19 protein-coding genes and 1 tRNA gene are annotated in these 14,168 nt (G+C 55.1%); 6 read left to right on the forward strand and 14 right to left on the reverse strand.

The window, feature by feature from the left end; genetic code table 11:
* Window positions 1-103: 103 nt before the first annotated feature.
* The gene (locus ABDK75_RS10375) at window positions 104-529 is read right to left on the reverse strand and encodes a hypothetical protein (RefSeq protein ID WP_346005857.1); all 426 of its coding nucleotides are present in this window, start codon (window positions 527-529) and stop codon (window positions 104-106) included.
* Window positions 530-727: 198 nt separating this feature from the next.
* On the opposite strand from ABDK75_RS10375, the gene ABDK75_RS10380 reads away from it, so the two are divergent.
* On the forward strand, window positions 728-1,915 hold the full coding sequence (locus ABDK75_RS10380) for a hypothetical protein (RefSeq protein WP_346005858.1): 1,188 nt from the start codon (window positions 728-730) through the stop codon (window positions 1,913-1,915).
* A 14-nt stretch (window positions 1,916-1,929) separates the two neighbouring features.
* On the opposite strand, the gene ABDK75_RS10385 is transcribed toward ABDK75_RS10380, so the two are convergent.
* From ABDK75_RS10385 to polA, 3 genes are read right to left on the reverse strand one after another with little or no spacing between them, the layout of a single operon-like run.
* A complete protein-coding gene (locus ABDK75_RS10385) occupies window positions 1,930-3,579 on the reverse strand; it encodes an ABC transporter substrate-binding protein (RefSeq protein WP_408874434.1) in 1,650 nt (549 codons plus the stop codon).
* Entirely contained in the window at window positions 3,580-4,188 is a 609-nt protein-coding gene (locus ABDK75_RS10390; protein WP_064273936.1) for an SCO family protein, read from the reverse strand.
* Between the two features lie 14 nt (window positions 4,189-4,202).
* Window positions 4,203-6,992: a DNA polymerase I gene (gene polA, locus ABDK75_RS10395; protein ID WP_346005859.1), complete on the reverse strand. Its 2,790-nt coding sequence runs from the start codon at window positions 6,990-6,992 to the stop codon at window positions 4,203-4,205.
* A gap of 50 nt (window positions 6,993-7,042) precedes the next feature.
* Here polA and ABDK75_RS10400 point away from each other — a divergent pair, with 50 nt between their 5' ends.
* Together ABDK75_RS10400 and ABDK75_RS10405 are read left to right on the forward strand one after the other, a co-directional pair.
* Complete coding sequence (locus tag ABDK75_RS10400; RefSeq protein WP_339405537.1) at window positions 7,043-8,065, forward strand: alpha/beta fold hydrolase; 1,023 nt, start codon at window positions 7,043-7,045, stop codon at window positions 8,063-8,065.
* Window positions 8,066-8,127: 62 nt separating this feature from the next.
* Window positions 8,128-8,204, forward strand: a tRNA-Arg gene (locus ABDK75_RS10405).
* A gap of 6 nt (window positions 8,205-8,210) precedes the next feature.
* Here ABDK75_RS10405 and xerC read toward each other — a convergent pair.
* The 10 genes from xerC to ABDK75_RS10455 form a co-directional block, all read right to left on the reverse strand.
* Complete coding sequence (gene xerC / locus ABDK75_RS10410; RefSeq protein ID WP_346005860.1) at window positions 8,211-9,302, reverse strand: tyrosine-type recombinase/integrase; 1,092 nt, start codon at window positions 9,300-9,302, stop codon at window positions 8,211-8,213.
* A complete protein-coding gene (locus ABDK75_RS10415; protein ID WP_346005861.1) occupies window positions 9,299-9,541 on the reverse strand; it encodes a transcriptional regulator in 243 nt (80 codons plus the stop codon). The genes xerC and ABDK75_RS10415 overlap by 4 nt, the downstream gene beginning before the upstream one ends.
* A complete protein-coding gene (locus ABDK75_RS10420) occupies window positions 9,538-9,759 on the reverse strand; it encodes a hypothetical protein (protein ID WP_346005862.1) in 222 nt (73 codons plus the stop codon). Before ABDK75_RS10420 ends, ABDK75_RS10415 begins: the two co-directional genes overlap by 4 nt.
* Window positions 9,760-9,782: 23 nt before the next feature.
* Complete coding sequence (locus ABDK75_RS10425) at window positions 9,783-9,920, reverse strand: hypothetical protein (protein WP_346005863.1); 138 nt, start codon at window positions 9,918-9,920, stop codon at window positions 9,783-9,785.
* The gene (locus ABDK75_RS10430) at window positions 9,910-10,296 is read right to left on the reverse strand and encodes a hypothetical protein (RefSeq protein WP_346006175.1); all 387 of its coding nucleotides are present in this window, start codon (window positions 10,294-10,296) and stop codon (window positions 9,910-9,912) included. Before ABDK75_RS10430 ends, ABDK75_RS10425 begins: the two co-directional genes overlap by 11 nt.
* Entirely contained in the window at window positions 10,296-10,610 is a 315-nt protein-coding gene (locus tag ABDK75_RS10435; RefSeq protein WP_346005864.1) for a hypothetical protein, read from the reverse strand. Before ABDK75_RS10435 ends, ABDK75_RS10430 begins: the two co-directional genes overlap by 1 nt.
* Window positions 10,607-10,942: a hypothetical protein gene (locus tag ABDK75_RS10440; protein ID WP_346005865.1), complete on the reverse strand. Its 336-nt coding sequence runs from the start codon at window positions 10,940-10,942 to the stop codon at window positions 10,607-10,609. Before ABDK75_RS10440 ends, ABDK75_RS10435 begins: the two co-directional genes overlap by 4 nt.
* Before the next feature lie 5 nt (window positions 10,943-10,947).
* On the reverse strand, window positions 10,948-11,310 hold the full coding sequence (locus tag ABDK75_RS10445; RefSeq protein ID WP_346005866.1) for a hypothetical protein: 363 nt from the start codon (window positions 11,308-11,310) through the stop codon (window positions 10,948-10,950).
* Between the two features lie 96 nt (window positions 11,311-11,406).
* Complete coding sequence (locus ABDK75_RS10450; RefSeq protein ID WP_346005867.1) at window positions 11,407-11,754, reverse strand: helix-turn-helix transcriptional regulator; 348 nt, start codon at window positions 11,752-11,754, stop codon at window positions 11,407-11,409.
* 374 nt (window positions 11,755-12,128) lie between these two features.
* Window positions 12,129-12,380 carry a hypothetical protein gene (locus ABDK75_RS10455; protein ID WP_346005868.1) on the reverse strand — a complete coding sequence of 84 codons (252 nt, stop codon included), beginning with the start codon at window positions 12,378-12,380 and terminating at the stop codon, window positions 12,129-12,131.
* 64 nt (window positions 12,381-12,444) lie between these two features.
* Between ABDK75_RS10455 and ABDK75_RS10460 the strand changes: the two genes are divergently transcribed.
* Genes ABDK75_RS10460 through ABDK75_RS10470 form a run of 3 tightly spaced genes read left to right on the forward strand, consistent with a single transcriptional unit; the run spans window position 12,445 to window position 14,161 of the window.
* Complete coding sequence (locus ABDK75_RS10460; RefSeq protein WP_346005869.1) at window positions 12,445-12,894, forward strand: hypothetical protein; 450 nt, start codon at window positions 12,445-12,447, stop codon at window positions 12,892-12,894.
* On the forward strand, window positions 12,891-13,952 hold the full coding sequence (locus tag ABDK75_RS10465) for a hypothetical protein (RefSeq protein ID WP_346005870.1): 1,062 nt from the start codon (window positions 12,891-12,893) through the stop codon (window positions 13,950-13,952). Before ABDK75_RS10460 ends, ABDK75_RS10465 begins: the two co-directional genes overlap by 4 nt.
* On the forward strand, window positions 13,949-14,161 hold the full coding sequence (locus tag ABDK75_RS10470; RefSeq protein WP_346005871.1) for a hypothetical protein: 213 nt from the start codon (window positions 13,949-13,951) through the stop codon (window positions 14,159-14,161). Before ABDK75_RS10465 ends, ABDK75_RS10470 begins: the two co-directional genes overlap by 4 nt.
* Window positions 14,162-14,168 lie beyond the last annotated feature (7 nt).

Genomic DNA, 14,168 nt, shown 5'->3' on the forward strand with positions numbered 1-14,168 from the left:
GCGGGGGGCAGCACTCAATCTGCTCAAAACGCAGATCGAAAACGAACCCAAAAGTAGTCAATCAAATCGCCAAAAACCTGAAATCACCAGCCAAGCGTATCAATCAAGGGTTCTTCGATCCCTCCACATGCTTATAAACAGCATCAATATTTCTGGAATCCATATCCTCAAAGATATGGTCAAAATCATTTAATACTACAACGTCATTCTCAACTGAACAAATATAATCGTAATCAGGGTTATTTATAATAAACAAATTTTGGTGATAATCTCCATTATACCAGTAACCACCATAATTTCCTACCTCAGTCCCCCAAGCAAGACCAAGATTCTCCACTGCTGAGTAAGGCGCAAGGAATATATTTTCCGTTTTTTGTATATGCTCGGGAATTTCTACTACTCCCTTTGTGCTATCATAAACTATATAAAAATCTGATTTATTAGAATGTCTTTTGCAGCGCTCATAAGACCGCTGAATAACCGAATCCCAGTTATGACACTTGAAGAGAACAGCGGTCTTTTTTTTCATAAGTTCATTCTTTCCCTCAGACGAGCATCTCAACTGCCGTTTTTAACATAGCTTAAAATTTCAAAATACATAATCCGGATTCAATTTAATCGGTCACGAACCATGGTTTGGATTTAATTTTCAAGCCTTTCCCCCCACCTGCGAAGCAGAATTTTTATAAGCACAATATATGATGACAATCATTACATTGTTCGTGCATTGGAAGGTACTGACGAAAAAAATATTATTGTTATTAGCTTTACCGGCGGAGGCGCTCCTGAAAGATACGACGGTACATTCTTTGGATATTCACTTGCAAAAAAACTCGATCTTCCTTGGGTAGGAATTATTGCCAAGCATGACTGCTGGTACAGGGACGGAGATTATCTGCAAGCGTTCAGCGCAGCTCTTCACTGGATCCAGACCAGAAAGCAAACTTTGCACACACAGGATATTTCTCTCCTGGGATACGGCGTATCCATGGGAGCCTATGCTGTTATTAAATATTCCAGAATATTTAATTTTGACTATGTCATTTCCATGGCCCCGCAATGGAGCATTGATAAAAGCGAAGTCAGTCACCACTCCCACTTCCAGAATTTTTTTCAACCAATACTCAAATCCATGGGCATTCAGCCCGAAGACACTCATGGAAAAATTTATGTTTTCTTTGACCCGTATGAAAAACCCGACGCCGAAGAAGTAAAACTTATACAACAGAAGACCCCTGCGTTTTCTGTTCCCGTCTGTCACGCAGGGCATATGGTGACGGCACGTCTCAAGGGCACGAAGATTTTCCAAAAACTCGTGAGCAACCTAGACAATCCCGCCGCTATCCGCCGTATTGCGGCGCGCACTCGCAGAAATACCCCTGAAAATATTTTCAAAATTCTTCGATATGCTCAGAGAAAAAGTCCACTCTGGGTTTTTCGCTTACTAACCTCTGACCACCCCGCCAATCGGGAGATCCTCGATCACTTCATGCGCCATCATGACGCTGACATGCGTACTTTGGCCGCTGACCTTGCCCGTGCTGGTCATTCTACGGAGGCGACACAGCTATTTCGTCAACTCGGAGGAAATTACCGTCAGGTTTACACACCTTCCTATGTCCTGGCCTGGACCGGTGAGTTGCTGTGTTACGACATTGCCGAAAAATCTTTCCTGCAAACCAAGCATCATATTCCCGAGCGTGGCGCACCAGTCATCCTGAATGACGATGATCTTTACGCCTTTACACCCGCAGGCCTTATCCCATTAGCCTGCCAGACCCAGCAGGATGGTTTCTGCTTCTCGATCCATACCGAAAACGGGCATCTCTCTGCGCGTCCGGACGGAACAGTTGCGCCCGTCTCTCATGTCATGGACTGGGAAAAATTCTGCGTCCTGCAATATCAGCAGACTTAATCCGACACGCGGTCTTATTTTACCCAGACGTGAGAGAACAGCATGTGGCTGAGAAGCGTCGAGTAGTAATTCCCAAGCCTCTTTGACACAAAGTCGATTGTCTTCATCTGGATCATGGGGGCACCGGGCATTTGCCTCATGATCTCATGACCAGCATCCTGCCAGATCGGTGCCGCTAAAGCTGGATCTGTCTGGGTTTTGGCACGTTCGAAAAGAGACTGCACATGCTTGTCACAAAAGCCGGTAAAGTTCGGAGAAATAGCTGAATTCGGATGGTAATTATCGCATCCAAACAGATCATCGAGAAACGTCGATGCTGAGGGATAATCTGCAAACCAGTAAGACAGACTAATCTGCACATGGTTGGCTGTATTCTGTTCGTAGGACTCTGCCAGTCCAGCTGTTATGGGACGGAGCTGTGCCTTGAAACCGATCTGCTGAAGTACATTCCGCAGATATGTTCCCATTCCAAGCTCAACGGCCCGGTTGGGAACCACCAGCGTTACGGTCGCCCCCTCTTCACCGGCCTCACGCACAAGCTTTCTGGCTCTCTCCAGGTCCTGTGGGCATGAAAGACCAAGATCAGCGCCTGGTATGCCATGTGGAACCATCTGACAGAGAGGTTCGGAAATCGCGCCACCACCGAACAAAATGGTCATGGCATGTCGGTTCACAGCCATACTGACAGCCTGACGCACCCGCTGATCTGTGAACGGCTTTTCATGCACATTCATGGCCAGATAATACAGCCCCAGCAGCGGCTCGATATGAACCTGCGAGGTGTATTTCGCGCCGAGCTCACCCAATCGGTCAGAGGGCTTGGCATCGAGCATCCAGTCATATTGACCCTGCTCGACCGCAGTAATCTGCGCCTCGTCAGAGAGGCCGAAATTATACTCGATCCGGTCAGCAAACCCGTCTGTCTGGGCCTGCGGGTTCCAGACATGAAAGTAAGAGTTTCGCTCCAGCACAATGCCATGCTCGGGATCGTAATGCGTGATCCGATAAGGCCCTGTGCCCGGCACGGTCTCATTCCCCACATCGTGCACAGACACTGACGCAGGCAGAATAACTGCGTGAGGGAACGCAAGCTTGTAGAGAAACTCTCCATCCGGATGAGCCAGATGGAATACGATTGTTCCGTCTAAATGCCCTTCCACACCCGGCAACGTGCAGTGGTCCGGCGCATCGAGGCACTCTTTCGCACCGACAATCCCACCGTAGAATGACGCGGCCGTCGGGCTGCCGACCCGATAGATCCGACGAAAAGACGCCACGACGTCCTCAACACGAACCGGCGATCCGTCCGAAAACTTTAGACCGGACCGTAAATGGAGTGTCCATGTCAGCCCATCAGGGCTGATAGTCGGCATGGCGTCCGCAAGATCGGGAACGACCTCCAGCCCGGTGGGGCCACGCGCCTCTCTAAACGTCAGCAGGGGATCGTACATATTGACGAACACCTGCATGTACTGCGTGCCGTAATTAACCTGCGGGTCCAACGTCCCGCCGGGACCATCAGCAGTGAGCCGAAGCGTTCCACCCCGGTGCGGGCTGCCCAGCGTCTGACCGTCCCAGTCAGGAGGTGTTTGCTCCTGAGCAAACGCCGTCCCGGCCACGCCAAGTGAAAGAGCGAGGAGAAAGGCCGGGACACGCATTGCCATTTAGCGCTTTGACAGCTGACGAAGGCGGGCAATCAACGCATCTGCATCGCCAGTCGCATCAATCGTCCCAGCATAACGGGCACTTGGATCCATGATAACGATCCGCGGGGCCGGAACGTAATGGTCACCCTCTTTCTGATCCGGGGCATGATACTCAGCCGTCATGGCCTTGATCATGTTCGGCGTACCTGTGAACGGCATCACATGGGGAGCAACCGGAATGACATAGTTTCTGAGGGCTTCGTTTTCATCAAACGGGTCCAGAGACACCGCAAGCGGAGAGACACGGACGCCTTGTGCGTGAAGGGCCTGATACGCCTGCTCCATGCTTTTCAGCACTGGCTGGCAGCGATCTTCAGGGCAGTTGGTGTCAAAGAACCACACTAGAACCCAGGTCCCGTGGAAGTCTCCTTCCGTAACCGTGCTTTCCCCAAGGGAATCAAGACGGAAGCTGCCGCCAACTTCATTTCCGTTGGACTGTACCAGCAGCCCCGGTCCACCATGAGAGGCCAACTGGAAGCCGACCCCGGCCAGAACTGCCGCAACTGCCAGCACCCCCCAGATGATGCGATTGCTGATCCGCTTGCGGCGTTCGTGTTGGGTTTCCATGGTCGTTCAGTCTCTCAGTGTGCGTCAGCCCAGCTCGGGCCAATACCGGTTTCAACCTCAAGTGCCACATCCAGCTTGGCAGCACTTCCCATTTCCTGACGGACGAAATCCGCCAATGCCTGCGCATCCTGCTCCTGAACTTCGAAGAGCAGTTCATCATGCACCTGAAGCAGCATCTGCGCTTTCAGGCCCGTCTCAGGCAGCTTTCTCGCCAGCCTCACCATAGCCCGCTTGATAATGTCAGCGGCACCGCCCTGAAGCGGCGCATTGATCGCCTGACGCTCAGCATAAGACCGGCGAGCACCGTTCTTGTCCTTGATGCCCGGCACATAACAGCGACGACCAAACGGCGTCAGAACATAACCGTGTTCCTTCGCCTCTTCCTTGGTGCGCTCCATGTAGGCGCGGATACCGGGATAACGGGCAAAATACGCATCAATATAAGAGCGTGCTTCACCCGGCGAAATCTGAAGTTGACGCCCCAGACCGAACGCTGAAATCCCGTAAATAATGCCGAAGTTGATGGCCTTGGCCCGGCGACGGGTCAAAGGGTCCATGCCTTCGATGGGAATACCAAACACTTCGGAGGCCGTGCGGGCATGAATGTCCTGCCCCAGATGGAACGCCTCCAGCAAAGGCTCGATCTTCGCCACATGAGCCAGAAGTCGCAGTTCGATCTGGCTGTAATCCGCAGACACGAGAACATGCCCCGGAGCTGCCACGAAAGCCTTACGGATCAGCGCGCCTTCTTCCGTACGGATCGGAATGTTCTGAAGGTTAGGCTCATTGGAAGACAGACGCCCGGTGGTCGTAATAGCCATCTGGAAGGACGTGTGAACGCGCTGCGTTCCCTGATCCATCTGCTCAACCAGCGCATCGGCATAAGTGGATTTCAGCTTGGCTAACTGACGCCAGGACAGGATTTTCTGCGGCAGATCATGCCCCTGCTCCGCCAGTCCCTCAAGGACAGAAGAGTCCGTACCCCAAGAGCCGCTCTTGGTGCGTTTCCCGCCAGGAAGCTCCATTTCGTCGAACAGGATCTCACCAAGCTGCTTGGGCGACCCAACATTAAAACTGCGCCCAACCTGTTCGTGAATATCCTTCTCGATCACCGCCATACGCGTTTCAAAATCGGCCGACATACGCCGCAGTTCAACGGCATCCACCTTGATCCCGACGTCTTCCATATCCGTCAGGACTTCGATCAGAGGCCGCTCGATTTCTTCATAGAGGGCCAGTGACTGACGAAGACGTAACTGAGGACGCAGAACCTGCCACAACCGCAGCGTGACATCGGCATCTTCCGCTGCATAAGCCGTCGCCTGATCCAGCGGCACTTCAGCGAACGGAATGCGCTTACGCCCCGTTCCCGTTACGGAATCATAAGTGATCGGCGTATGCCCCAGATGAAGCTGGGAGAGCTCATCCATACCCTGCCCGTGCTCACCCGCAGACTGCGCGTAGGAAATGAGCATCGTATCGTCGATCGGCGTTATTTCAGGCAGTCCAGCCTTGCGGAACACCGTCAGATCATATTTGGCGTTCTGGAAGATTTTCAGAACAGACGCATCCCGCATCAGCGGGGCAAGACGCTCCAGCGTTGCAGCACGATCAAGCTGCTGATCGATCGGCTGATCGTCCGGCCCATCCTGCAACAGGTCCCGCTTGCCCTCATGCAGGAACGGCACGTAGCAGGCCTTGCCCGGCGCGACAGAGAGCGACAACCCGACCATATTGGCCTGACGGGCATTGAGACTGTCCGTCTCCGTATCCACAGCCACAAATCCGGCTGCTCGTGCGTCGGCAATCCACCGATCCAGTGCCTCGAAATCCGTAACTGTCTCGTACGGTCCATAAGATGCTTCAGAGAGCGTGACGGTCGGCGCCTCCCCCTCCGCTGGCGCTGCCTTAGGACGAGGCGTGGGCCTTGGCTTTGCCGCCAACCCCAAACCCATACGCTGGATCGTGGAATGGAAGCCCATCGTGTCGAGCCAGTCCCGGAGCGTTTCCTGAACCGGCTCGCGGCACCCCAGTTCCTCAATCGGCTGAGGCAACGGCACATCGTCGGCCAGCAGAACCAGCTTGCGAGACATCCGGGCGGCATCCGCAAATTCAATCAGGTTCTGGCGGCGCTTGGAGGCCTTCATGCCCTCCGCAGCATCCAGAACCTTCTCCAGCGTGCCATATTCATTAATGAGCTGGGCCGCGCCCTTCGCACCGATGCCCGGCACACCCGGCACGTTATCAGTAGAGTCCCCCATCAGGGCCTGAACATCGACAACCTGATCTGGCCGCACACCGAACTTGGCCTCAACTTCCGCTTCCCGAATCGGCTTCTGCTTCATCGGGTCCATCAGTTCGACGCCAGGACAGATCAACTGCATCAGATCCTTGTCCGATGAGATGATCGTGCAGCGTCCACCCTGCGCCACAACAGCCTTGGCATAACTCGCGATCAGATCGTCTGCTTCCCAGCCAGCCAGTTCAATCGACGGCACATTGAACGCCGCTGTTGCATCCCGGATCAGACCAAACTGCGGGCGCAGGTCTTCTGGCGGTTCAGGGCGATGCGCCTTGTATTGAGGATAAATCTCGTTGCGGAACGTCTGACGACCAGCATCGAAAATGACGGCCAGATGCGTGCCAACATGATCGCGCAGCAGGCGCGTCAGCATATTCGTGAAGCCATAAACCGCATTGACCGGCACACCATCCGGACTGCTCATAGGCGGGAGGGCATGGAAAGCACGGAAAATGAACCCAGACCCGTCAACCAGAACCAGATGAGGCGTTTCAGACGGCACGAATATCTCCCTTCTCGCCCGGAAGGGCCGGACGTTCTAAAATCTTCGCGATGATAGGCTCATTCCCATCCGTTTCAAACCGCCTCTGGCGTCTTTCCTGCACCGTGGCCTGCTTTACGGCCTGCACGCTGCTTCTTGGTGCCTGCACGCACCGGCCAATGCCCGACCTGCATCCGACAGCGAAAGAAACAGCCCTCATCCCCCCGGATGTGACGCTCAGCATGTCCGATGGCGCTCGCATTCCTTTAAGAATTTATCCCGCAATACACCCATTGAAGGCCGTTGTTCTGGCGCTTCATGGCTTCGGAGACAGCCGGGATGCGTGGGAATTCTTTGCGCCGCCCCTGAGCGCTGCCGGTATCGAAATCGTCTCCCCAGACCAGCGCGGGTTTGGTGCCACACAGGACGCAGGTGGCTGGAGCAGCACGGCGCGCATGATTCAGGACACGCGGGAAGAGCTTACGTGGCTCCGCAGCCGTTATCCCGGCGTGCATCTCTATGTCATGGGCGAGAGCATGGGCGGAGCCATCGCCCTGCTCCTTGCGACCGAGCCGCCACCAGAACTGTCCGGAACCATTCTTCTCGCACCAGCCATCATGAAACTCGGTGAGCCCTGGCAGACCGTTCTGGATGGCCTCGATACAGTCGCGCCTCGCTGGAAACTGGATGGATCAGCCGTCCCCGGAGAGCGCGTTGCAAGCGATAATATCCATGCTCTGCGACGCATGTATTTTGACCCACTGACCCAGCATAGTTCGACTATTCATCCGCTTTTTGGCCTGACCCACCTCATGACCGCCGCCTTCGACGCCGCACCACGCGTCAGAACACCCACGCTTATGATTTTCGGTGGTCGAGACCAGTTTGTTCTTCCGCCTTACACAGCAAGTCTGTTGAAACGCCTTCCCAATTCAGTACGACTGGACGAATTTCCGACGGCCCATCACCTGATGAGCCGGGATAAACGGATGACAGCACAGGACGTCACCTCATGGATTTTGACGCCTGAAAGCGCCCTCCCATCTGGCGGAGACGTGGCGGCAGCTCTCTGGAAAGCCACCGCACAACCTTGAACAAACAAAATTCTACTAAGGGCTTGGCAAGCCTATCCTGAACCGTCTATTGGAGACCCGACGGACCCGTAGCTCAGCTGGATAGAGCGTTGCCCTCCGAAGGCAAAGGTCACGCGTTCGAATCGCGTCGGGTCCACCACCAATCTCAAAAATCGCTATCTTCCGCCAGTTTTTGGCCAGGTTTGACACCTTCCAAGACAGGTTTGACATTCGGCCTCAGTCTTGACATCGCCGAACGTGCCAACTCCACCTGCTCAGCGGCCCGCGTATAGCGCGCCACTTCAGCCAAACTCCGATGCCCTGTGATGGCGGCGATCTGGTGCGTTGTGCAGCCAGCTTCTGCCAGCCTCCGAGCGGCGGCCTTGCGCAAACCGTGCGGACTGCATCCAGCCGGCAGCCCTGCCTCACGGCACCAGTCGATAAACTGATTGTAGAAGTTGTTCACGGACATCGGGCGACCCTTCTCAGTCGCCAGAAACGTCCCTGCCCCACTCGGCTGCCACTGGTTCAGTTCGACCCGTAACTGCTCATGAATGGGAATGACCAACTCAGTGCCTGTCTTCTGCTGCCGGACATGAATGCCATGACCCGTCAGTGAGCGCGGCCCCATCTTCACAACATCACTTCGCCGCTGCCCCGTGTAGAGTAGAAGAGCCAATGCCCGACGCTCTCTCGTGCCACTTGGCCAGCGCGCTTCATATCGAGCAATCTCATCATCCGTCCAGGAATGGATACCATCGCTCTTGATCTTCATCCGCGGTACGCCCGCCGTCGGGTTATTCTCCGCCCATCCCATATGAATGGCGTGCTCCATTAACATCGAGAGCAGTCGCAACATTCGATTGGCCGTCGTGGGCGAGTCATTATGCCGAGCCATGATCATCCGGACATGCCGGCTTTCCATCAGTAAAACCGGGTTCGCCGCATAATCCGCGCCGCGCATCCGCTCCAGCAAGCGCCGGTACACAGCTTTGGTACTCTCTTCCAGCGTCTTGAAGTGCGCCGTGACATACCAGGACTCGATCACATCCCTCAGACTTCCTGTCCGCGTAACCTTTGCAGCGTCTAACCCTCGTGGTTCCGCACCGGAGGCCGCAGCCTGATACGCAGCAATGAAAGCCGGATCGCGCAGATCTGGCAACGGAATGCTCTTCTGCCCCTTCTTGCGAAAGTAATACCGAACCTTTCCATGCCGATCTTTAAAACGCTGAATGTAAGGCAGCCGCAGCGTGGTCAACTCATCGCGTCCCAAGGATTGGCGGAAACAGAGACGGAGCCCCCTTGCCCACCAACCTGCCGATCCATCCAGCGATCCAGATCAGACACCAAATAGCCTCGACGTCGCGCTGAAAGGTTTATCTGCCGGACATGCGGAAGCACATGCGCCCTGAACGTCCCAACCGACATGGCCAGATAGGACGCAGCATCCCCAATATCCAGCACCTTGGGGGCCATTTGGACGATACGGCCGTTCATGCGAAGCGGCTCCCCAGTTCAGTAAGATCGACCTTGATTTTCCCTGCAAAGGACGGCGAGCAGACGGTGGCGACCAGGCGCTTGCCCAAATAAATATCGTGGTCACATAGCATCTCTCGGACGTCTTCCTTGGCCTGACGTTCAGCATCTCGGTATTCTGCATAACGCTGGCCAGCATATGGCCGAGGGCGAACGCCAAGCATGCAGACCGTGAACATGTCCGGAGTCCTTGCCTCTCCTTTCATGGCGCAGTCCTCCCATCGAAAGACTGTGCCCAGTTATCAGCAGATTTGATCACCATCCCGGTGACGATCCCTGCCCCGTACACGAAAGCCACCAGTCCACACGGCAGAAGCAGATCCATCCATTCAGTGGACATCGCGCCCTCCTGGCAGAAGATCGGTGCAAAAGCGCAGGAAGCCAGCAAGGCGACCGGACGCCTTTGCGGCCTCGGTACGCATCAGAAGATCCTGAATGGTCTGAGGACCACGCATCGGCGGCTCCGGAAACGGGATGGACTCTGCCGGCTTCGTGGCATGCAGCAGAGCGACCAGTTCCGCCTCAACAGCTTCAGCCGTTGCGGCATACGCCTTGGCAATGCCTGGAATAGACGCATCAGCAGCTCTTGCGCGTGCGTGCACCAGGCACACACGCCGCTCCCGTGCTTTCTGTTGAACTGCCAGCGGGCGGTCAGACAGATATTCTGCGAACGTCTGATCGGTATGACCACGCAGGAGAGGATGAAGCGGCCGCATCACGCTGCGGCTCCCAGGTCATGGGTCAGCTGGCGCGAAGGCGCACGGCAGCGCCATGTATTTGCGATGTCACGGAAAACCGTCACGAACGCCCACCGGATCCCGTTCGGTATCATCGGGTCATGATGTTGGGTGGCGTAGTTCGCAATCATGTCCCAGTGGTCGGCTTCACCAAGCATGACGAAAACTGGGACATAAGCGCGGGATGCAACGAGCTTTAAACCTGAAAGGTCATGAAAGCTGTCCGGCATGTTGCGGCGCAGGATGATGAGCGCTCTCGCAACGTCGAAACTGATGAGAGTATTAGTATTCATAATACTGCCCCCATTTCGAGGGGCAGATCGGCAGTGTGGGAGAATCGCTTGATACGTTCTCCCACACCTTCCATTCTCGCTGCACCAACAGGACCGAGAAAGGAATACTTATGACAGATCACCTGAACTTCAGGAAACCACATCCTGACAATGAAATTGAAGCAGCCCTTATCATCGCTGCCTCCAATATCGTATCCGCTACTGCCGTTCGAGGAGACCGTAGCAGAGATGATATAGCCCAGGATGTTATCAGCGAACTTGAAAATCTGCGTAAGGCGTACACTTTGCAGACGCTCTACAACAAATAATCTCCCGATCTGAAACTCTGACATGCCCGTTACCCTTCCTGCTGGTCGGGCATGGAGCCTATCAGGCAGGCTTGGACAGTTTCATACGACGATTGCAAGCTGACCAGATAATCAACGACAGTCTTTTCAGATACAGGCTCTGCAAGTGCCTCCTGACACTTATTCATGAGAGCCAGTAACGCGCCTTTCACGCCTACGGGCCGCGGTATCCCGCCTTCAACAGACGCCGCGAAAATTCGCGCGCTACCTTCTACCCTCGCCGGATACGGAAAGCTCCGCCGATAGGTGGCTGTGCTGCTTGGAAAGACAGTAAGTTCAAAATCGGACCCGTTGATGGTCCGGACTTGTAGAATGATGTGAGACTGGCGCGCCTCACCTGCGGGCAATGACATATCGATCTCCATCGCATCGGTGCGATGGAGGAAATGTGAGTTATGCGAACATATCAGTCAACAGAAAAGTGTGATTTGCTCACATGAAATAATTTCTTACTGATCTATCCTATCTTTGTTTGAGCGCTGAAGCATGAGTTTTAGATGGGTTTCAGCCTCGTCCGGGGGCAAGGAACGAAAGGCCATTAACAGAAGCGCTTCTTGCTCGTTTATGGCTCTAGCAGGAACGGCATCTCCTGATCCGGATGTAAGCCAATCGAGCGAAACGTTGAATTCATGTGACATTCTGATGAGCAAATCCCTTCCTGGTTGCTCCTCTCCTGTCTCAAGTTTTGATAAATATGATCTTGAAATATTGAGGCCGGCGACAAAATCCGCCTGCTTCATATTCAGTCTTTTGCGAAGACTTTTGATTCTGTCACTGATTCTGGACGTGTTTTCCATGTGAAAATTGTGCACGTCTCGACGAGACAATGTGTGCGCCTTGCTCACGCACAAACTTGACAGAAATATGTGGGACATGCTCACATTGCCATATGGATATTGGCGAAGTAATACGGGCAGCAGGCGGCCCTAAGAAGGTAGGTGAGGCCATTAAGCGCTCCCACTCTGCTGTCTGTAGGTGGAAGCAGGTCCCCCCAATCCACGTTATTGCAGTCGCGCAGCTCGCCAATCTCGATCCACATGTGATCCGTCCAGACATATTCCCGCAACCAAATCATAACTTTGGAACGGCCGCAGCATGAGCATTCTTCATACCCTCAAGGGTAAGCTCCGCTCATGCCACCGTCAGCAAGATGCAGTCTTGCTTGTGATCCTTAGTGCATCTCGCCTTCAGGCTTCTGGAGAAGAACCTGCGCGGCGTCGAGCAGATCGCGTCCTAGTTCAGCCGCCGTCTGCGGCGAAAGCGAGAACTGCTCAAGCTTATCACCAGCGGGATAGTGGTCAGGAGATGTGGCAGCTTTTACCTGAAGCACCACGGCACCGTCCTGAATTACGACCGCACGGAAGCCCGTTACGCTCGAAATATCGAGGTTTCCGTCTTCCTTCAGTTTCCATTCGTCAGCCATGTGTCGTCGCTCCATTTTATAGTGAGGCGCGCAAGATGGCCGATCGCAGTGCGAGGGTGAAGCCATGAATCATGCCCCTGCGCTCAAGACAGCCACGCAACTGGCCGTCCGTGCGATTGGCGGCATTGATGCCGCAGCAGCAGTCACACGCGTTGGCCGTGCACGGATCTCGGAATATCAGAACCGCAATTCAGCAACGACAGCCCCGGTAGACGTGGCGATTGTGCTGGATGAGTTCGCCCAGGAGCCATTCATCCTGCAAGCAATGGCGCATGAGTTGGGCTATCATCTGACACCGGTTCAGCTTGGCCACGGCGACGTGGCCGAAATCATGGAAGACGTCGCCGACAAGGCTAACGACACCATGAAGATGACGATCCGCGTTTTGGCAGACGGCATTGTCACGGTCGAAGAAGCCCACAAACTGGGCCACGAACTGACCAAGCTCCGCCGCGTCGTGGACCACGCTATGAAGATCGTTCGCGGATTGGAAAAGGCAGGAGCTTCCAAATGACGCTCCAGATCCCTGCCACGTTTGATCGGGACAACATCCCGGCCATGGCGTTCCTCAAGGTACTCCCTGCAGAACAGCGCGGCGTGTTTCATTCTTTGATGGACGCACTGAAAGCCGCTCGTGCCGTGGTGTTCCGCGTTGGTGGCCGCCGACTGGATGACGCTCAGGTGGCGCAGATGGCGTGCGAGCATGTCGATGTCCTGCAGCGCGTTTTGCCAGAACTCGAGTTCACCCGCTTTATCCTACGGGATGAGGACGGGGCGATCTACAGCCCTCACCTCGTGGAACGTCATATCCGGCGCGAAGAACGCGCAGCGGCCCGCGCTGAAAAGCAACGCCGCCTGGAAGAGTTTCAGGAGCGTCAGGACGCCGGAGAGTTCGCACCGGAAGCCTCGGTGAAAGTTATGTCCTCTCGTGCCAATGCCGCCAGAGGTGGACGCCCACGCAAAGGCGAGACCTCCGAGCAGGCACGGGAACGCCGTGAGCGCGAAGCGGTCGAGCAGCGTGAAATGCGGCTGCTGTCGTCAATCAGCGGCGGGGCAGTTTCCGAAACTGAAAACGAGAAACGGGCTCTTGAGATTTCAGAGGCCCTGATCTCCAAGACCGTCGCTCGCGTTCTCAAGATTGGACGCCTCCCTGACGGTCAGGCCGGCTTTGCCAAGAGCATTTGCGGTCGCTTCCTGCGGGACGGTATCCCGGCTGATGTTCTGGTCGAGGCTGTAAAGCAGCACACCGAAAAAATGGCTCTGAACGGCGACACAGCCTACAAAATGGGTGCATTTCGCAAGCCTATCGAACGGTTCTGGGCGGATCATCAGGCAGGTGTTTCGACTGCCCCAGTGCCAGAGTCTACCCCTCGTGAAGACTGGGAAGACCGTGCGCTGGAGGCTTATGCCAAGGCGCAGAAGATCTGGAGTGAAGCATTCCACCTCCAGCGGGACTACTCTGCCGTGAAGCGCGAATGGCCGGAATTGGCCAAGAAGCATGACCTTCCCGCCTGCCCTGTTGAACGTGCCGCGTATTTGGACTGGTACCGCCCGCAGGCTCAGGCCGCATGAAAGCACTCCGGCGTGCCCTCGCCTCTTTCACCCATTCTGAATTCCTCATGGTCAGCTCTGAACGTGACCAGGCGCAGCGTGCTGCCCTGGCACTGGAGCGGACAGTGGCGGATCAAGCCCTGGAGATTGTCACACTCCAGGCCCGTCTGGCTCGGCTCACTTCGAACCGGGATGCCGACGGCCGATTTATGAAGCGCAACCCCACATGAACGTGGA

It is taken from the genome of Gluconobacter sp. OJA (assembly GCF_039638325.1).
Taxonomy (GTDB): domain Bacteria; phylum Pseudomonadota; class Alphaproteobacteria; order Acetobacterales; family Acetobacteraceae; genus Gluconobacter; species Gluconobacter cerinus.